This window comes from Pseudomonas sp. F8002 (assembly GCF_013385495.1).
Classification (GTDB): Bacteria; Pseudomonadota; Gammaproteobacteria; order Pseudomonadales; family Pseudomonadaceae; genus Aquipseudomonas.
The window spans coordinates 26,070-43,169 of the sequence record NZ_JACAPW010000016.1; the positions used below are offsets into that span (position 1 = coordinate 26,070).

Below are 17,100 nucleotides of genomic sequence, written 5' to 3' on the forward strand. Positions count from 1 at the left end.
GAGTGTCACCTCTTGGGGTGTGCCAAATAGGATCATACATCCAAATGAGTGGAATCGGTTCGCGGTTACGGCAAGAACGAGAGCGACTTGGTCTGTCGCAGAAAACTTTTGGTGAAATAGGAGGCGTGGAAGCCAACGCGCAAGGCAAATATGAAAGTGGTGGTCGGGCGCCCAAGGCGGACTATCTTTCACGTGTAGCGGAAAGAGGTGTCGATATCCTGTACGTGCTGACGGGCACGTCTACTCCTATTCAATTGGATAACCTTAGCCAGCTGGAGGAAAAAGTCCTGGGCAATTACCGGGCAATGTTAAAGGAAGATCAGGATGCAATCCGGCGGTTGACCACTACGCTGGCCGAGCATTCAGCTTCAATGAATGGAAAAACAAAGCTCCCCCTCCAGGAATCCTGACCTTTTTCTCAGGAAATTCGGCCGCCTACCGCCCGGTAGACGGCCATTGTTCATTGAAACTCTATATATATGACGCTTGCGGCTAGGTCTGCGCCGTGGTTTTTTGCTAAGGTGTTCAGCAACCTATAAGACCATATCGCGAGGTGTCTGCTTGATTAGGGTGCTAGTAGTCGATGACCATGATCTCGTTCGTACAGGCATTACACGAATGCTGGCTGACATCGATGGCCTGCAAGTAGTCGGCCAGGCCGAGTCAGGGGAGGAATCCCTGATCAAGGCCCGGGAGTTGAAGCCCGATGTGGTTTTGATGGACGTCAAGATGCCCGGGATCGGCGGTCTTGGCGCCACTACGAAGTTGTTGCGCAGCCATCCGGATATCAAAGTCGTGGTAGTGACCGTGTGTGAGGAAGATCCTTTTCCTACACGGTTGCTACAAGCGGGCGCTGCCGGCTATCTGACCAAGGGCGCGGGCCTGGCGGAAATGGTCCAGGCCATTCGCCTGGTGTTTGCCGGCCAACGCTACATCAGCCCGCAGATTGCCCAGCAGTTGGCGATCAAGTCGTTCCAGCCCACCAGCGACTCGCCGTTCGATGCGCTGTCGGAGCGGGAAATCCAGATCGCCCTGATGATTGTCGGCTGTCAGAAAGTCCAGTCGATTTCCGACAAGCTGTGCCTGTCGCCGAAAACCGTGAACACCTACCGTTATCGGATTTTCGAAAAGCTTTCCATCAGCAGTGATGTTGAATTGACCCTGCTGGCGGTACGCCACGGCATGGTAGACGCCAGCGCCTGAAATGACAGCCTCTGAAATTAAAGTGCTGTTCGATCCGAGTGCGTTCCTTGCAACCTGCAGTGGCCGTCCTGGCGTGTATCGCATGTTCGACAGCGAAGCGCGCCTGCTCTACGTCGGTAAAGCCAAGAACCTGAAAAGCCGCCTGGCGAGTTACTTCCGCAAGACGGGCCTGGCGCCGAAGACCGCGGCGCTGGTGGCGCGTATCGCCCAGGTGGAAACCACCATCACCGCCAATGAAACCGAGGCGCTGCTGCTTGAGCAGACGCTGATCAAGGAATGGCGGCCGCCCTACAACATCCTGCTGCGTGACGATAAGTCCTACCCGTACGTGTTTCTCTCGGACGGCGACTTTCCGCGTCTGAGCATCCATCGCGGCGCCAAGAAGCAGAAGGGCAAGTACTTCGGGCCTTACCCCAGCGCCGGCGCCATCCGCGAAAGCCTGAGCCTGCTGCAAAAGGCGTTTTTCGTGCGCCAGTGCGAAGACAGTTTCTACAAGAACCGCAACCGCCCGTGCCTGCAGTACCAGATCAAGCGCTGCAAGGCACCGTGCGTGGGCCTGGTTGAGCCTGCGGAATATGCCGAGGACGTGCGTCACTCGGTGATGTTCCTCGAAGGCCGCAGCAATGCCCTGGCCGATGAGCTGTCCGGCGCCATGGAGCAAGCGGCCAGCACCCTGGATTTCGAGCGCGCCGCAGAGCTACGCGACCAGATCTCCCTGCTGCGTCGCGTGCAGGACCAGCAGAGCATGGAAGGCGGCACCGGTGACGTCGACGTCATCGCCGCCTTCGTCAACCCGGGCGGCGCCTGTGTGCACCTGATCAGCGTGCGCGGCGGCCGGGTGCTGGGCAGCAAGAACTTCTTCCCCCAGACCGGTATAGAAGAGGAGGTCGCCGAAGTCATGGCGGCGTTCCTCGGCCAGTACTACGTCAGCAGCCCCGAGCGCGACCTGCCGAGCGAACTGATCGTCAACGTGGTGCACGAGGACTTCCCGGCGCTGATCGAAGCGATTCACGAACTGCGTGGCCGCGAGCTGGACATCAGCCACCGCGTGCGCGGCACCCGTGCGCGCTGGCAGCAGTTGGCCGTGACCAACGCCGAACAGGCGCTGGGCGCACGCCTGGCCAACCGCCAGCACGTCGCCGCGCGGTTTGACGCCCTGGCCGAAGTGCTCAAGCTCGACGAGCCGCCCCAGCGCCTGGAGTGCTACGACATCAGCCACTCCAGCGGCGAGGCCACCGTGGCTTCCTGCGTGGTGTTCGGGCCGGAAGGGCCGATCAAGTCCGATTACCGGCGCTACAACATCGAAGGCGTCACCCCGGGCGATGACTATGCCGCCATGCACCAGGCCCTGACCCGCCGCTTCAGCAAACTGAAGGACGGCGAGGGCAAGCTGCCGGACATCCTGTTGGTGGATGGTGGCAAGGGCCAGCTGTCCATGGCCCGCGACGTACTCAACGAACTGGCGGTACCCGACCTGATCCTGCTCGGCGTGGCCAAGGGTGCCACCCGCAAGGCCGGTTTTGAAACCTTGTACTTGAATGATGCAGCCCATGAGTTCACCTTGAAGGGCGATTCCCCGGCGCTGCACCTTATCCAGCAGATCCGCGACGAAGCCCACCGTTTCGCCATCACCGGCCACCGTGCCCGACGTGGCAAAACCCGGCGTACCTCAACCCTGGAAGGGGTGGCAGGGGTCGGGCCGACACGGCGGCGGGACTTGTTAAAACATTTTGGTGGCTTGCAGGAGCTGTCCCGTGCCAGCATCGAAGAAATAGCCAAAGCTCCCGGTATCAGTAAAAAGCTCGCAGAGTTGATTTATGCAAATCTGCACAGCGAGTAGAATGCCTTCTCACCTCGTAGCCAGTTGTGCCGATGAATATCCCTAATCTGATCACCGTACTACGCGTCCTGCTCATACCGATTTTCATATTGCTGTTTTACCTGCCGTACGAATGGAGCTACATGGCATCCAGTTCGGTGTTTGCCTTCGCAGCCGCCACCGACTGGCTGGACGGTTACCTGGCCCGTCGCCTGGAACAGAGCACGCCGTTTGGCGCGTTCCTGGACCCGGTGGCCGACAAACTGATGGTAGCGGTCGCCCTGGTGCTGCTGGTGCAGGAACACGGCAACCTGTGGCTGACGTTGCCGGCGGCCGTGATCATCGGTCGCGAGATCGTCGTCTCCGCCCTGCGGGAGTGGATGGCCGAAATCGGCGCCCGAGCCCACGTGGCCGTGTCCAACATGGGCAAATGGAAAACCGCGGCGCAGATGCTTGCCCTGGTGATCCTGCTGGCCAACCCGTCGGATTTCTCCTTCTGGGTATTGCTGGGCTACGCCTTGCTGCTGATCGCCGCGGGCCTGACCTTGTGGTCCATGCTGCAATATTTGCGCGCCGCCTGGCCGCATCTGCGCACCGAGGTTGAAAAGAAATAAAACTTTTTTGAATCAAGGGGTTGACGGGTGATGAGGATTCTATAGAATGCGCATCACCAAGACGCGGGAATAGCTCAGTTGGTAGAGCACGACCTTGCCAAGGTCGGGGTCGCGAGTTCGAGTCTCGTTTCCCGCTCCAAACACAAAGAAAAAGCCACTCAATAGAGTGGCTTTTTTTTGCCTGGGATTTAAGGAATAGACGCTTCGGCGTCTTTTTTCGTTTCTACGCAAAACTACTGAAATCCGTCTCCAGCCACTTTTTTAAGTACTTTTTTGAGTACATGGAATACGGGCAGTGGGCACAGCGGTTTTTGGGCGGAGCACCCCGGTCCGGCATCGTATACATCTCCTCGACCCGAAGCACATGCCGCATTCCCGCCACCCGAAACAACAACGCCGGCAAGTGCCGGCGCTGTGTGCGGTTCAGGCATTACCCTCAGCGAAATGCTGGCACCACGTGCTTGATAAACAGCTCAAGGGATTTTTTCTTCTCCGCGTGGGGCAAGCTGTTATCACACCAGAAGCTGAACTCGTCCACACCCAGCTCCTGGTAGTACTGGATGCGCGGGATGATTTCTTCAGGCGTGCCAATCATTGCGGTCTTGTGCAGGCTTTCCAGTTCAAACTCCGGACGCCCGGCGAATTTTTCTTCCGGGCTCGGGTCAAGGAAGCCGTTGACCGGCACGGTCTTGTTGCCGAACCAGGCATCAAAGGTGCGATAGAATCGGGCGATTGCCTTGGCCCCGACTTTCCAGCCGTCAGGGTCGTCTACCGCGTGCACGTGGGTGTGACGCAACACCATCAGTTGTGGGCGTGGCACATCCGGGTTGTTGTCCAGGGCAGCCTGGAATTTATTTTTCAGGTCGAGGACTTCTTCGTCGCCCTTCATCAACGGCGTGACCATCACGTTGCAGCCATTAGCTACCGCAAAGTTATGCGAGTCCGGGTCGCGTGCGGCAATCCACATCGGCGGGTTGGGCTGCTGGATCGGCTTGGGCACGCTGGTGGAGGTGGGGAACTTCCAGATGTCGCCGTCATGGGCATAGTCGCCTTTCCACAACGCACGTACCACCGGCACCATCTCGCGCAGCGCCTGGCCGCCGGATGAGGCGGGCATGCCGCCGGCCATGCGGTCGAACTCCACCTGGTAGGCACCACGGGCCAGGCCGACTTCCATGCGTCCGTTACTGATCACGTCGAGCAGCGCGCATTCGCCTGCCACCCGCAGTGGGTGCCAGAACGGCGCGATGATGGTACCGGCGCCCAGGTGAATGGTGGTGGTTTTGGCCGCGAGGTAAGCCAGCAGCGGCATCGGGCTGGGCGAGATGGTGTATTCCATGGCGTGGTGTTCGCCAATCCAGACGGTGCTGAAACCACCGGCTTCCGCCATCAGGGTCAGTTCGGTCAAGTCTTCGAACAACTGGCGATGGCTGACACTTTCATCCCAGCGTTCCATGTGCACGAACAGGGAAAATTTCATGACGCTTACCTCGGATCTATTGTGATCGGCCTGTCGACTGCGGGCCCTTAGGTGCTCTCGCCAATGTGAAGCTTGCCAGTGATGAAGGCTATTCGGCGGATTGATTGTTGGTATACCATAATACGGAATATCTGCAAAACTTTTCTCTCCAGCGGTCGCACATTCACTTCACAAGGAAGGCGAGCTAGATGAACATAAAACAAAAATTGATCCTGGCCTTTGCGGTGATCGCCAGCCTGCCAGTCATTCTGGTGGCAGTGATGATCATCCTCAACGTGCGCCATGAGGCACGGGACGGCTTTATCGACGGCAGCGAACGCGAGATTCGCCAGGTCGACAATGCCATGCAATTGTTTTTTGAAGGTATCAGTCAGAACGTCGCCTACCTGGCGGCGCATCCGCAGTTGCAAAGTATCAACGGCGATGTGAAACGCTATCTGGCCAGCGACGCCGCCCAAGTCGCACTCGGCGAGCGCGATCAGCAGTTGTTCAAGCTGTTCGAGGGCCTGGCCAAGAGTCATTCGGCCTACACCTACCTGTCACTGGGTACTGAAGATGGCGGCTATGTATTCTGGCCGGGTGACCCGAAGCTGGCGAGCTACGACCCGCGCACCCGGCCCTGGTACAAGACGGCCATGGCGCAACCGGGCAAGACCCTGCGCACCGAGGCGTATTACTGGGCCGCCGATGACGTGGTGCTGGTCAGTACGGTGCGAAGCTTCAATGACCGCCAGGGCAACGCGAGCGGGGTGGTGAACATCGATGTTTCCCTCAAGCAACTGACCGACCTGGTCAAACAGATCAAGCTGGGTGACAGCGGCTACCTGATGTTGATGGAAGCCAATAACACCGTGTTGGTGGACCCGAATGACCCGTCTCACAACTTCAAGAAACTTAGTGAGTTGGGCGAGGGTTACCGGCAGTTGAGCGAGGCTGGGCAGGGCCTGGTGCAGGTCGAGTTGGCAGGCGAGCGCTACATGGCGTTTGTCTGGCCGTCCAGGGCATTGGGCTGGCGGTTTGTCGGGGTGGTGCGGGAAAGTGAAGTGATGGCCGGCGCGGCGCGCCTGACCTGGCTGATCGCGGCGATCGCCCTGGTGTGTGCCGTGTTGTTTGCAGTGGTGGGCGCCTGGTTTGCCGGGCTGATCGTCAAGCCGATTCGTGGTGTGGCCAGCGGCCTGGAAGGCATCGCCCAGGGCGAAGGAGACCTGACGGCGCGTCTGCCGGTAAAAGGGCGAGACGAGACGGCACAACTGGCCGGCTGGTTCAACCAGTTCCTCGAAGCGATCCGCACGCTGATCCAGCGCATCGGCCAGGCGGCCGGGCAGATCCACAGCAGTTCGGGGAGTGCCATGGAGGTCTCGGTGGAAATGGCTGAGGTCGCCTCACGCCAACGGGAGGCCGTGGACATGGTGTCCACCGCGTTTCATGAGATGGTCGCCACCTCCAATGAAGTCGCGCGCTCCTGCAGCCAGGCCGCCGACTCTGCCGACAACGGACAGCGCCAGGCGCACACCGGCCAGCAGCAGATCGACGCAGCAGTGAGCAGCGTAGGGCGCCTGAGTGAGGAAATCGGCCACTCCGCCCAGTCCATGGAGCAACTGGAAAAAGACAGCAACGACATCCAGTCGATACTCGGCACCATCCGCTCCATCGCCGAACAGACCAACCTGCTGGCGCTGAACGCTGCCATCGAAGCCGCCCGAGCCGGTGAACAGGGGCGTGGTTTTGCCGTGGTGGCAGACGAAGTGCGGGCCCTGGCCAAGCGTACTTCGGACTCCACCGGCGAGATCGACGGGCTGCTGGGCAACCTCGCCCGGCGTACCCATCAGATGGGTAAACAAATGCATGCCAGCCTGGAGGTGTCCCAGGAAACGGTGGTGTCGATCAACGACGCACGGGCCAGTTTTGGGTTGATTCGCGAGTCGGTGGACGTGATCCGCGACATGAATACGCAAATCGCAACGGCTGCCGAAGAGCAGCACCAGGTGGCTGAAGACATCAATCGGCACATCAGCCAGATTCACGGGGATGCACAGTTGGTGGCGAGCCTGGCTGATTCCACGCGCCAGGATGCGCAGCAATTGACGACGTTGTCTCAGACGTTGAATCAGTTGGTCAGCCGCTTCCGCACCTGACCGGTGGGCGCCCGGGCTGCCGGGCGCCTGCAACGGTAACGATCAGGCAATGGCGGGCAGGGCGCCCATCTTGCCGTGGCAATACACCAGTGGCCCGGCGTTCTGCCGGGGCACGATCAGGTTCTTCACCGCACCGACCATGATTGCATGGTCACCGCCTTCATACTCACGCCACAACTCGCACTCGATCACCGCCGTGGCATTGGCGAGGATCGGGTTGCCCAGTTCACTCAACGTCCATTCGATGCCCTGCGCCTTGTCTTTGCCCTTGCGCGCAAAAGCATAGGCTTCGCTTTGCTGCCCACCGGACAGCACATGAATGGCAAAGCGCTGATTCTTGATCAGCACCGGATAGGAGTCGGAACTGTAGTTGGGGCAGAACAGCACCAGGGCCGGCTCCATGGACAACGAGCTGAACGCACTGGCGGTAAGTCCGACTATCTGCCCGTCATCATCGAGCGTGGTGATCACGGTGACTCCGGACGGAAACGAACCCATCACTTGTTTGTAGATGGCGGCATCGATCATGGGACGGTCCTCGTAGGGTGAAGCGGATTTTATAGATTTGTAGGTCTGATGGTATACCGTAATACGATCTAATCAAGGGCTTTTTCAGGCGGCCGATGAACGTTGACCTTTGGTCTTATAGCCAATGAATACGGGGGTTAGCCCGCTGAATGAAGAGGGGCCGTGTGGCACAATAGCGGATCAGATGCGTGCCAGGACTACGGATCAGTCTTGTGAAAATGTTGGAATACCATAATATGGTGTTCGTATGGGGGTGGCCAGAGAGCTCCCCCGGTTTGGCGTCAAACAACTATAAGATCAGACAAACGCGAGTTCATTTCCATGCCCCAGATGTCCCGGCAAGATCCCCTGATCGAGAATCACACGGTCGATTACGTCCCCCTCGCGGAGCGCCATGGAAAGGCCCGCGACCTGTTCACCCTATGGTTCAGCACCAACATTGCACCGCTGCCCATCGTCACCGGCGCTATGGTGACTCAGGTGTTCCATCTCAACCTGGTGTGGGGGCTGCTGGCGATTGCCCTCGGGCACATGCTCGGCGGTATTGTCATTGCCCTCGCGTCGGCCCAGGGCCCGCGCATGGGCATCCCGCAGATGGTGCAGAGCCGGGGTCAGTTCGGGCGCTACGGAGCGCTGCTGATCGTTTTCTTCGCGGCCCTGATCTACATTGGCTTTTTCATCTCCAACATTGTGCTGGCGGGCAAGTCCATCGTCGGCATCGTGCCGTCGGTACCGGTGCCGGCCAGCATCCTGATCGGCGCGCTCAGCGCCACGGCCATTGGCGTGATCGGCTATCGCTTTATCCATACCCTGAACCGCATCGGCACCTGGGTGATGGGCAGCGCATTGCTGGCGGGTTTCCTCTACATTTTTTCCCACGACCTGCCGGCAGACTTCCTCACCCGTGGCGGCTTCAATCCGGCCGGCTGGCTGGCGACGGTGTCGTTGGGAGTGATCTGGCAGATCAGCTTCTCCCCCTATACCAGCGATTATTCGCGCTACCTGCCGGCTGATATCGGCATCACCCGACCCTTTGTCGCCACCTACCTGGGGGCCACTCTCGGCACCATTTTGTCGTTCTCCTTTGGCTTGGTCGCCGCCCTGGCGACACCCGAAGGCACTGAGGCGATGGTCGCGGTCAAGCAAGCCACCGGCTGGCTGGGGTCGATCCTGATGGTGCTGTTTCTGCTCAATATCATCAGCCACAACGCCCTGAATCTGTATGGTGCGGTGCTGTCGATCATCACCTCGATCCAGACCTTCGCCAGCCAGTGGACACCCGGCATCAAAGTGCGTGTGGTGCTGTCCAGCGTGGTGCTGGCCGGATGCTGCGTGGTGGCATTGGGCGCGTCGGCGGACTTCATCTCGCAATTTATCGGCCTGATCCTTGCGCTGCTATTGGTGCTGGTGCCGTGGGCGTCGATCAACCTGATCGATTTCTACATCATCAAGCGTGGCGCCTATGACATTGCGTCGATCTTTCAGGCGGACGGCGGGGTTTACGGACGCTTTAACCTGCATGCGATCGTGGCGTATTTCATCGGCATCATCGTGCAACTGCCGTTTGCCAATACGTCGCTGTACGTGGGGCCATGGGCCAATCTGGTAGAGGGCGCAGACCTGTCGTGGCTGGTGGGGTTGGTGGTGACGTGTCCGCTGTATTACTGCCTGGCGACGCGCGAGCATAGCCGGAAGATGAGGACGGTAAAGTTGGGCTATAGCGACTGATCATCGAATGAACTGAAATGCCCGGCCAATGCCGGGCATTTTTTTATCTGCGGTTAAGGCCTGCCGATGCAGCCGTATCCTTGTAGCAAGCTGGCTTGATGATCAATGACATCCGGCCAGGTCCATTGTTAGCAGGCAAAAAAAAGGCCGCCACAACCCGACGTTGTGGCGGCCCAAGGGTGACTCAATGGGCGCCGGCGGCCTTGTTCAGATCGCTTTCAGCCCATGCGGTATAGACGCAAGCATCCGCCGTGGCCCAGCGCACGCGCACCGGGTCGCCGGCCTTGAGTGGCATGCCCGCAGCAGACAACGCCTTGACTGTCATCGAGGTGCCGCCAAGGGTTTTCACGGTGCAGGTCTGGCTTTCGCCGAGGAACAGCACCTCGCCTACAATCGCTGACACCTCATTCCAACCCGCCGCCAATGCCTGCTCGGTAGCTTGCTCGACACTCAGCGCCAAGGCTTTTTCCGGGCGTACCATCAACAGCACCTCCTGCTCGGTTTGCAAGCCGCTGGTCAGGCGGATCGACAGCGATTGGCCTTCAAACGATGCCACCGCATTCCCCTGCGCCTTGAGCTTGAGGAAGTTGGAGTTGCCGAGGAACGAGGCTACAAACGCATTTGGCGGGTTCTGGTACAGGTCGAAGCCACTGCCCAGGCCGACAATCTTGCCGTGGCTGAAAATCGCGATGCGCTGGGACAGGCGCATGGCTTCTTCCTGGTCGTGGGTGACGTAGACGATGGTGATGCCCAGGCGCCGATGTAATTGGCGCAGTTCGTCCTGCAGGTCTTCACGCAGTTTTTTGTCGAGGGCGCCGAGGGGTTCGTCCATCAGCAGGATGCGCGGCTCGTACACCAGCGCCCGCGCGATGGCGACGCGTTGCTGCTGGCCGCCGGAGAGTTGCGAAGGGCGGCGATGGGCAAATTGCTCAAGCTGCACCAGCTTGAGCATGGCGTCGACGCGCTTCTCGCGCTCGGCGCTGGCCAGTTTGCGAATCGCCAGGGGGAAGGCGATGTTGTCGCGCACCGACAAATGCGGGAACAGCGAGTAACGTTGGAACACCATGCCGATGTCGCGTTTGTGCGGCGGCACATTGACCAGGGATTGGCCGCTCACCAGGATCTCGCCGCTGCTTGGCGCTTCAAAGCCTGCGAGCATCGACAGGGTGGTGCTTTTGCCAGAGCCGCTGGAGCCGAGGAAGGTCAGGAATTCGCCGTCCTTGATGTCCAGCGAGATGTTATCCACGGCGGCAAATTCACCGTAGTACTTGTTCAGGTTGCGCAAGCTGACCAGGGGTTGGCCATGGTTTTGCGCGGTATCTTGGATCACTGCACTCATGTCTTGCTCCTGGGCGCTCAAGCGCGGGTTTCTGTGCGCCGGCGAAGGGCGGCGGCGATGACCATGACGAGCACCGAGAGGCCGATCAGCAACGTCGAGGCGACGGCAATCACAGGCGTCAGGTCCTGGCGCAGGGTGGTCCACATTTTTACGGGAAGGGTTTGCAGGGTCGGGCTGGCCATCATCACGCTGAGCACCACTTCGTCCCATGAGACGAGAAAGGCGAACAACGCGCCGGCCACCATTCCCGGGCGAATCGCCGGGAATGTCACCTTGAATACGGCCTGCAGGCGCGATGCACCGCAGATCACCGCCGCATCTTCAATCGATTGGTCGAACAGCTTCAGCGAGTTGATGATCGAGATAATGGTGAACGGCAGCGCGACAATCACATGGCTCACTACAAAGGCGAACATCGTGCCGGTATAGCCGAGCTTGAGGAACAGTGCGTACACCGCCACCGCGATGATCACCAACGGCACGATCATCGGCAGGGTGAACAGGCCGTAGAGCAACTCGCGGCCAGGAAATCGCCCACGCACCAGGGCAAATGCGGTGGGCAGGCCCAGCGCCACGGCGAACACGGTGGTCAGTACCGCAACCTTGAGGCTCGCTACCGCCGCGTTCATCCAGTCGGCATTGGAGAAGAACTGGCCGTACCATTTCAGCGTCCAGCCCGGTGGCGGGAACACCAGCCATTGGGACGAGCCGAACGACAGCAACACGATGAACACGATCGGCAACAGCAAGAACAGGCCAATCATGCCGGTGGTGGTGTAGAGGCCCAGGCGCATCCTGCGGCTCATGGCATTGGAAGTCAGGAGCATGACGGCTTACCTCGCGTTGCTGGCGCCAACCGGGGATTCCGGCTGAAGCTTCAGGTAGAAGTAGAACAGCACCAGCGTGATAAAGATCAGCAATGCGGCGCCGGCACTCGCCAGGCCCCAGTTGAGGAACGACTGCACCTGCTGGATGATGAACTCAGGCAGCATCATGTTCTGCGCGCCGCCGAGCAGCGCCGGGGTGACGTAGTAACCGAGGGACATCACAAACACCATCAAGCCGCCGGAAAACAACCCCGGTCGGCACAGCGGCAGGAACACCCGGAAGAAGTTGGTCCCAGGGCTGGCACCGCAGATGGAGCCGGCCTGCAGGATCATCGGGTCGATGGCCTGCATGGTTGCCTGCAATGGCAGCACAATGAACGGGATCATGATGTAGCTCATACCGATCACCACGCCGGTCAGGTTGTGCACCATCTCCAGCGGCTGGTCGATGATGCCCATCGCCATCAGTGCCTTGTTGATCACCCCGGAGGCTTGCAGCAATACCAGCCATGAATAGGTGCGGGCGAGCAGGCTGGTCCACATCGACAGCAGCACGATGTTCAGGATCCAGCGCCCCCAGCCGCGTGGTACCAGGGTAATCACCCAGGCCAGCGGGAAGCCCAGCAACAGGCTGAACAGGGTCACCAGGCCGGCCACCGAAAAGGTATTGAGCAGTACCCGGGCGTATGCCGAGTTAGCGAACAGTTGCTCATAGTTGCCAAGGCCCGGTACGGGCTCCAGCACGCCGCGCAGCAACAGGCCGATCAGCGGCGCGAGGAAGAACAGGCCGAGGAACAGCAGCGCCGGGATCAGGTTGCTCGACCCCCGCCAGCGCTGCGCCAGGGATGGCGCACCTGGTTTGCAGGAAACTGCGCCAGCAACGCCGAGGGCGCTCCCGGTCGGCGTGGTTGCCGTCATTTTCATTTGACTAGCCATTCATTCCACCGTGTCGCAATGGCCGGACCGTTCTTGGCCCAGTAGGCGAAATCGAGGGTGATCTGGTCCTTGGCATACGCCGTCGGCAGGTTGGGCGCGAGCACTGAGTCCAGGCGCTGCACACTGTCGATGTTCACCGGTGCATAAGCGGTCAGGTTAGAGAAGTCGGCCTGGCCCTTGGCGCTGCTGGCACTGGCCAGGAACTTCATCGCCGCGCCTTTGTTTTTGCTGCCTTTAGGCACGACCAGGATGTCCGCCATCACCAGATTCTGTTTCCAGCTTACGCCTACGGGTGCGCCATCTTCCTGCAGGGCATGAATGCGGCCGTTCCAGAACTGACCCATGCTGACTTCGCCCGAGGCCAGCAGTTGCTGGGACTGTGCGCCGCCGCCCCACCAGACGATGTCTTTCTTGATGGTGTCGAGTTTCTTGAAGGCGCGGTCCAGGTCCAGGGGGTAGAGCTTGTCGGCGGGAACGCCGTCAGCCAGCAGCGCCAGTTCGAGCACGCCAGGGCTTGGCCATTTGTAGAGGGCACGTTTGCCGGGGTAGGTTTTGGTGTCGAACAGCGCGGCCCAGTCCTGTGGCTTGCCAGCGCCGAGCTTGCCCTCGTTGTAGCCGAGTACGAAGGAGAAGAAAAACGAGCCGACGCCATGGTCGGAGACAAACCGCGGGTCGATCTTGTCGCGCTGGATCACCGAAAAATCCAGGGGTTCGAGCAGCCCTTCAGCGGCGGCGCGCAAGGCGAAGTCAGCCTCCACGTCTACCACGTCCCACTGCACGTTGCCGCTCTCGACCATGGCCTTGAGCTTGCCATAGTCGGTGGGACCGTCCTGCACCACAGTGATCCCGCTGGCCTTGCTGAAAGGATCGGCCCACGCCTGCTTTTGCGCATCCTGGGTGCTACCGCCCCAGCTCACGAAATTGACGCTTTCGGCCGCCAGGGCCGCGTGAGTGGCCGTGGCCAGCAAACCCGCGAACAGCATCGCGGTTGCACGTTTGTTCAACACCATTTTCACGCCCTCATTTGTTTTGTTATTGAGCGGGCCTGGTAATGCCCGCCTATCGGGAGCAGTAGGTCTCTCGAAGCCTCTATTGCGAAGCCTCAAAAGTCGACCGTACCAAGGTTTGTTACTGGCGCTATCCCTGGCATGCGCACTTGGCAAAAGTACTCGGTCGATGGAATATCATATTATGGTATTCCAAGCTTTGTGCAAGCACTTTGCCTTACCGGTTATCCGTCATTCGGTGAACGGAATGCTTTCCACCACCTCCAGGTCGTAGCCTGTCAGCCCGGCGTATTTCAGCGGAGGGCCAAGGTGGCGCAGCTTGCAGACGCCAAGGTCCTGCAATATCTGCGCGCCGGTGCCGACTTCCGAATAGATCCGCGACTGCGAACGGCTGAACTGGCGCGGCGTCTGGGTCAACTGCGGGACGCGTTCGAGCAGGGCCTGGGAGGATTCATGATTGGCCAGCACCACCACCACGCCGCTGCCTTCTGCGGCGACGCGTTGCAGGGCGGCCCATAAGGTCCAGTTGGAGGGGCCGCTATACTCGGCGCCCACCAGGTCGCGCAGCGGGTCGATCACGTGCACGCGCACCAGGGCGGGCGTGTCGCGGTGTAACTGCCCCATGACCATCGCCATGTGCACGCCGCCATCAATGCGGTCCTCAAAGGTGATCAGGCGGAACGTGCCGTGCACTGTGGGCAGGTCGCGCTCGCCGATGCGCACTACGGTGCGCTCGGTACTGAGGCGGTAGTGGATCAGATCGGCGATGGTGCCGATCTTGATCCCATGCTTGTGCGCGAACACCTCAAGGTCAGGGCGACGTGCCATGGTGCCGTCATCGTTCATCACTTCGACGATCACCGAGGCTGGTGTGTGCCCGGCCAGGCGCGCCAGGTCACAACCGGCTTCGGTGTGCCCGGCGCGCGTCAACACGCCGCCATCCTTGGCGCGCAACGGGAAAATATGCCCCGGTTGCACGATGTCGGCCGGCCCCGCATCGGCATTCACGGCCGCGGCCACCGTGCGCGCCCGGTCGGCGGCGGAGATGCCGGTGGTCACGCCGGTGGCGGCTTCGATGGACACGGTAAACGCGGTGCTGAACACGCTGCCATTGCTCGGCACCATCTGCTGCAGGCCGAGGCGCTGGCAGTGTTCGTCGGTGAGGGTCAGGCAAATCAGGCCACGCGCTTCCCGGGCCATGAAGCTGATAGTCTCGGCGGTGCAGCACACCGCGGGCAGCAACAGGTCGCCTTCGTTCTCCCGATCCTCGTCGTCCACCAGGAGCACCATTTTGCCTTGGCGGTAGTCTTCGATGATGTCTGCGATGTTGTTGAAAGACATGGTGGCTGCTCGATTTATTGGTTGTATGTATTATGGTATACCACAAAACCAAGCAAGAGGATGTCACGATGAAGGCTTACTGGATTGCCCATGTAAATGTGTCCGATGCAGAGCAGTACACGCAGTACACCCAGCGCGCGCCTGCGGCCTTCGCGAAGTTTGGCGGGCGCTTCCTGGCCAGGGGCGGGCGCAGCGCCGCGATGGAAGGCGGGCCTGCCAGGCAACGTAATGTGGTGATCGAGTTCGACAGCTACGAGCAGGCGCTGGCCTGTTATGAGTCTGCGGAGTATCAGGAGGCAAAGGCGCGTCGTGAAGGGGCGGGCGAGGCGCAGATCATCATCGTGGAAGGGCTGGTGCCTTAGGGGTATCAGGCATACACCACATTTTTGATCCGTGTCGGGTCTGACGATCAGCGGATGAAGTGAATCTTGCCGCTGTCGTCGTTACCGATGTAGATGCCATACACCCCAGCCTGGCGTTCCTCGATATAACGCTCGAGGATCTGCCGGATCGCCGGGTAGTAGATGCTGTCCCAGGGAATGTCCTCGGGCGCGAAGAACTTGTAGTCGAGGGTCTCCGGCCCGAACTGGCCGGTGATCTGCAGCGCGATGGCGCGGAAGATGATGTACACCTCGCTGATCTTCGGCACGCTGAAAATCGAGTAGGGCGAGAGGATCTCCGCGCGTACGCCGCTTTCTTCCCAGACTTCGCGTAGTGCGGCCTGTTCAGTGGTTTCGCCACCTTCCATGAAGCCGGCCGGCAGCGTCCAGGTGCCAGGACGCGGCGGGATGGCCCGCTGGCAAAGCAGATATTTGCCGTCCTGCTCGATGATGCAGCCGGCGATAATCTTCGGGTTGATGTAGTGGATGTAGCCGCAGCCCCGGCACATCAGGCGCTCATGGGTATCACCCGGTGGCAGCTGGTGACCGAGGTCACTGCTGCCACATGTCGGGCAAAAACTGGGGCTGGGCATGGTCAGTGACCTATGCGCGGTTCTTTGAGGGCGATGGGCAGTGTGATCTCGGGGATCTTGCCGGTCTCTTCCTGCTTGCGCTTGAGGTAATCCAGGGCCACGGCGGCGGCGGCGCGCACGTGGTCGACACAGGCCTGGTGGGCGGCGAGCGGGTCGCCGCTCTTGATCGCCTGGACCATACGCTCCATTTCCTGGTTGCTGGTACCGCGACGGTTTTCCTGGGATACCGAGGTCGCGCGCAAGTAGCTGATACGTGCCTGCAACTGACGCAGTTGGGTGGCCGCCACGTGGTTGCCGGAGCCTTCGAGCAACACGTCGTAGAATCCTTGTACCGAATCAATGACCTGTTGCAGCTCACCGTCCTTGAGGGCCTTGCGGTTTTCCTCGAGGGCTTTTTCCAGTGCCTTGATGTCCTTGGCCTTGGCGCGCAGGGTGAACAACTGCACGATCAAGCCTTCGAGCACGCAACGCAGTTCATAGATGTCGACGGCATCGGCCAGGGTGATGATCGCCACTTGCGGGCCCTTGGCATCGGCGAACTCCACCAGGCCTTCGGACTCCAGGTGGCGCAAGGCTTCGCGCACCGAGGTGCGGCTGACGCCGAGGCGGTCGCAAAGGTCGCGTTCCACCAGGCGGTCACCCGGCAGCAGTTGGAAGTTCATGATGGCGCTGCGCAGTTTTGCCAGCACGATTTCGCGCAGGGTGACCGGGTTGTGATTGACCTTGAAGCTGTCGTCGAGTGGCAGGCGTTTCATGGGGGCTGCTCTGAATGTTGCGGTTAACTGGAGGCCTCGGCGTCGGTTTCGGCGAAGGCTTCACGGGCCAGTCGGAAACTGTCCACGGCGGCGGGAACCCCGCAATAAATGCCGACCTGAAGCAGAATTTCGCGTATTTGTTCACGACTCAGCCCGTTACGCAAGGCGCCGCGCACGTGCAGCTTGAGTTCATGGGGCCGATTGAGGGCCGAAATCATCGCCAAGTTTATCATGCTGCGTTCTTTAAGCGACAAACCCTCACGGCCCCACACATGGCCCCAGCAGTATTCGGTGACCATCTCCTGCAGGGGGCGAGTGAAGTCGTCGGCGTTCTCGATCGAACGTTGCACATAGGCTTCGCCCAGCACTTGCGTACGGATTTTCAGGCCCTGTTGGTACTTGTCGTCGCTCATCA

Annotated in this window: 17 protein-coding genes, 1 tRNA gene and 1 pseudogene; 9 read left to right on the forward strand and 10 right to left on the reverse strand. The window is 60.2% G+C overall.

The genetic code is table 11. The features are described from left to right. Positions 1–44 precede the first annotated feature (44 nt). The 5 genes from HX811_RS14305 (at position 45) to HX811_RS14325 (ending at position 3,775) form a co-directional block, all read left to right on the forward strand. On the forward strand, positions 45–410 hold the full coding sequence (locus HX811_RS14305; protein WP_177046315.1) for a helix-turn-helix domain-containing protein: 366 nt from the start codon (positions 45–47) through the stop codon (positions 408–410). 151 nt (positions 411–561) lie between these two features. Then, a complete protein-coding gene (uvrY, locus tag HX811_RS14310; RefSeq protein ID WP_008436066.1) occupies positions 562–1,203 on the forward strand; it encodes a UvrY/SirA/GacA family response regulator transcription factor in 642 nt (213 codons plus the stop codon). A 1-nt stretch (position 1,204) separates the two neighbouring features. After that, complete coding sequence (uvrC, locus tag HX811_RS14315; RefSeq protein WP_023658726.1) at positions 1,205–3,043, forward strand: excinuclease ABC subunit UvrC; 1,839 nt, start codon at positions 1,205–1,207, stop codon at positions 3,041–3,043. Between the two features lie 32 nt (positions 3,044–3,075). Further along, positions 3,076–3,636, forward strand: a complete 561-nt coding sequence (gene pgsA / locus HX811_RS14320) for a CDP-diacylglycerol--glycerol-3-phosphate 3-phosphatidyltransferase (RefSeq protein ID WP_003208929.1) — start codon at positions 3,076–3,078, stop codon at positions 3,634–3,636. A gap of 63 nt (positions 3,637–3,699) precedes the next feature. After that, positions 3,700–3,775: transfer RNA gene (locus tag HX811_RS14325), tRNA-Gly, on the forward strand. 297 nt (positions 3,776–4,072) lie between these two features. Here HX811_RS14325 and HX811_RS14330 read toward each other — a convergent pair. Continuing rightward, positions 4,073–5,116, reverse strand: a complete 1,044-nt coding sequence (locus HX811_RS14330) for an LLM class flavin-dependent oxidoreductase (RefSeq protein ID WP_102368697.1) — start codon at positions 5,114–5,116, stop codon at positions 4,073–4,075. Between the two features lie 344 nt (positions 5,117–5,460). Between HX811_RS14330 and HX811_RS32240 the strand changes: the two are divergent. Together HX811_RS32240 and HX811_RS32245 are read left to right on the forward strand one after the other, a co-directional pair. Then, positions 5,461–6,393, forward strand: a pseudogene (locus tag HX811_RS32240) (cache domain-containing protein); the annotation flags it as partial. Between the two features lie 129 nt (positions 6,394–6,522). Continuing rightward, complete coding sequence (locus HX811_RS32245) at positions 6,523–7,251, forward strand: methyl-accepting chemotaxis protein (RefSeq protein WP_371132431.1); 729 nt, start codon at positions 6,523–6,525, stop codon at positions 7,249–7,251. Positions 7,252–7,293: 42 nt separating this feature from the next. Here HX811_RS32245 and HX811_RS14340 read toward each other — a convergent pair whose 3' ends face one another. Beyond that, on the reverse strand, positions 7,294–7,779 hold the full coding sequence (locus HX811_RS14340; protein WP_087694309.1) for a flavin reductase family protein: 486 nt from the start codon (positions 7,777–7,779) through the stop codon (positions 7,294–7,296). A 321-nt stretch (positions 7,780–8,100) separates the two neighbouring features. Between HX811_RS14340 and HX811_RS14345 the strand changes: the two genes are divergently transcribed. Then, positions 8,101–9,507: a cytosine permease gene (locus HX811_RS14345; RefSeq protein WP_177046317.1), complete on the forward strand. Its 1,407-nt coding sequence runs from the start codon at positions 8,101–8,103 to the stop codon at positions 9,505–9,507. Between the two features lie 184 nt (positions 9,508–9,691). Here the strand turns inward: HX811_RS14345 and HX811_RS14350 are convergent, their stop codons facing one another. The 5 genes from HX811_RS14350 to ribBA all read right to left on the reverse strand — a co-directional run bounded on the left by HX811_RS14350 (position 9,692) and on the right by ribBA (position 14,957). Next, positions 9,692–10,846 (reverse strand): ABC transporter ATP-binding protein, encoded by a 1,155-nt coding sequence (locus tag HX811_RS14350; RefSeq protein WP_177046319.1) that lies wholly within the window; start codon positions 10,844–10,846, stop codon positions 9,692–9,694. A 17-nt stretch (positions 10,847–10,863) separates the two neighbouring features. Next, a complete protein-coding gene (locus HX811_RS14355; RefSeq protein WP_087694306.1) occupies positions 10,864–11,673 on the reverse strand; it encodes an ABC transporter permease in 810 nt (269 codons plus the stop codon). Positions 11,674–11,679: 6 nt separating this feature from the next. Beyond that, the gene (locus tag HX811_RS14360) at positions 11,680–12,597 is read right to left on the reverse strand and encodes an ABC transporter permease (RefSeq protein ID WP_177046321.1); all 918 of its coding nucleotides are present in this window, start codon (positions 12,595–12,597) and stop codon (positions 11,680–11,682) included. Next, positions 12,594–13,619 (reverse strand): ABC transporter substrate-binding protein, encoded by a 1,026-nt coding sequence (locus tag HX811_RS14365; RefSeq protein ID WP_087694314.1) that lies wholly within the window; start codon positions 13,617–13,619, stop codon positions 12,594–12,596. Before HX811_RS14365 ends, HX811_RS14360 begins: the two co-directional genes overlap by 4 nt. A gap of 228 nt (positions 13,620–13,847) precedes the next feature. Continuing rightward, positions 13,848–14,957 (reverse strand): bifunctional 3,4-dihydroxy-2-butanone-4-phosphate synthase/GTP cyclohydrolase II, encoded by a 1,110-nt coding sequence (ribBA, locus tag HX811_RS14370; protein WP_087694304.1) that lies wholly within the window; start codon positions 14,955–14,957, stop codon positions 13,848–13,850. A 68-nt stretch (positions 14,958–15,025) separates the two neighbouring features. Between ribBA and HX811_RS14375 the strand changes: the two genes are divergently transcribed. After that, positions 15,026–15,319 (forward strand): DUF1330 domain-containing protein, encoded by a 294-nt coding sequence (locus tag HX811_RS14375; RefSeq protein ID WP_087694313.1) that lies wholly within the window; start codon positions 15,026–15,028, stop codon positions 15,317–15,319. Positions 15,320–15,366: 47 nt separating this feature from the next. Here the strand turns inward: HX811_RS14375 and HX811_RS14380 are convergent, their stop codons facing one another. The 3 genes from HX811_RS14380 to HX811_RS14390 are packed head-to-tail and all read right to left on the reverse strand — an operon-like array spanning position 15,367 to position 17,098. Beyond that, positions 15,367–15,930: an NUDIX hydrolase gene (locus tag HX811_RS14380; protein ID WP_087694303.1), complete on the reverse strand. Its 564-nt coding sequence runs from the start codon at positions 15,928–15,930 to the stop codon at positions 15,367–15,369. Between the two features lie 2 nt (positions 15,931–15,932). Beyond that, complete coding sequence (locus HX811_RS14385; RefSeq protein WP_087694302.1) at positions 15,933–16,685, reverse strand: GntR family transcriptional regulator; 753 nt, start codon at positions 16,683–16,685, stop codon at positions 15,933–15,935. Positions 16,686–16,708: 23 nt separating this feature from the next. Further along, positions 16,709–17,098 carry a carboxymuconolactone decarboxylase family protein gene (locus tag HX811_RS14390; protein WP_177046323.1) on the reverse strand — a complete coding sequence of 130 codons (390 nt, stop codon included), beginning with the start codon at positions 17,096–17,098 and terminating at the stop codon, positions 16,709–16,711. Between the last annotated feature and the right edge of the window lie 2 nt (positions 17,099–17,100).

Coding starts and splice junctions, on each gene's coding strand:
- pgsA (WP_003208929.1), top strand. CDS start 3,076: ATGAATATCCCTAATCTGATCACCGTACTACGCGTCCTGCTCATACCG.
- ribBA (WP_087694304.1), bottom strand. CDS start 14,957: ATGTCTTTCAACAACATCGCAGACATCATCGAAGACTACCGCCAAGGC.
- HX811_RS14345 (WP_177046317.1), top strand. CDS start 8,101: ATGCCCCAGATGTCCCGGCAAGATCCCCTGATCGAGAATCACACGGTC.
- HX811_RS14380 (WP_087694303.1), bottom strand. CDS start 15,930: ATGCCCAGCCCCAGTTTTTGCCCGACATGTGGCAGCAGTGACCTCGGT.
- HX811_RS32245 (WP_371132431.1), top strand. CDS start 6,523: ATGGTGTCCACCGCGTTTCATGAGATGGTCGCCACCTCCAATGAAGTC.
- uvrC (WP_023658726.1), top strand. CDS start 1,205: ATGACAGCCTCTGAAATTAAAGTGCTGTTCGATCCGAGTGCGTTCCTT.
- HX811_RS14390 (WP_177046323.1), bottom strand. CDS start 17,098: ATGAGCGACGACAAGTACCAACAGGGCCTGAAAATCCGTACGCAAGTG.
- HX811_RS14340 (WP_087694309.1), bottom strand. CDS start 7,779: ATGATCGATGCCGCCATCTACAAACAAGTGATGGGTTCGTTTCCGTCC.
- HX811_RS14350 (WP_177046319.1), bottom strand. CDS start 10,846: ATGAGTGCAGTGATCCAAGATACCGCGCAAAACCATGGCCAACCCCTG.
- HX811_RS14375 (WP_087694313.1), top strand. CDS start 15,026: ATGAAGGCTTACTGGATTGCCCATGTAAATGTGTCCGATGCAGAGCAG.
- HX811_RS14385 (WP_087694302.1), bottom strand. CDS start 16,685: ATGAAACGCCTGCCACTCGACGACAGCTTCAAGGTCAATCACAACCCG.
- HX811_RS14330 (WP_102368697.1), bottom strand. CDS start 5,116: ATGAAATTTTCCCTGTTCGTGCACATGGAACGCTGGGATGAAAGTGTC.
- HX811_RS14360 (WP_177046321.1), bottom strand. CDS start 12,597: ATGAAAATGACGGCAACCACGCCGACCGGGAGCGCCCTCGGCGTTGCT.
- HX811_RS14365 (WP_087694314.1), bottom strand. CDS start 13,619: ATGGTGTTGAACAAACGTGCAACCGCGATGCTGTTCGCGGGTTTGCTG.
- HX811_RS14355 (WP_087694306.1), bottom strand. CDS start 11,673: ATGCTCCTGACTTCCAATGCCATGAGCCGCAGGATGCGCCTGGGCCTC.
- HX811_RS14305 (WP_177046315.1), top strand. CDS start 45: ATGAGTGGAATCGGTTCGCGGTTACGGCAAGAACGAGAGCGACTTGGT.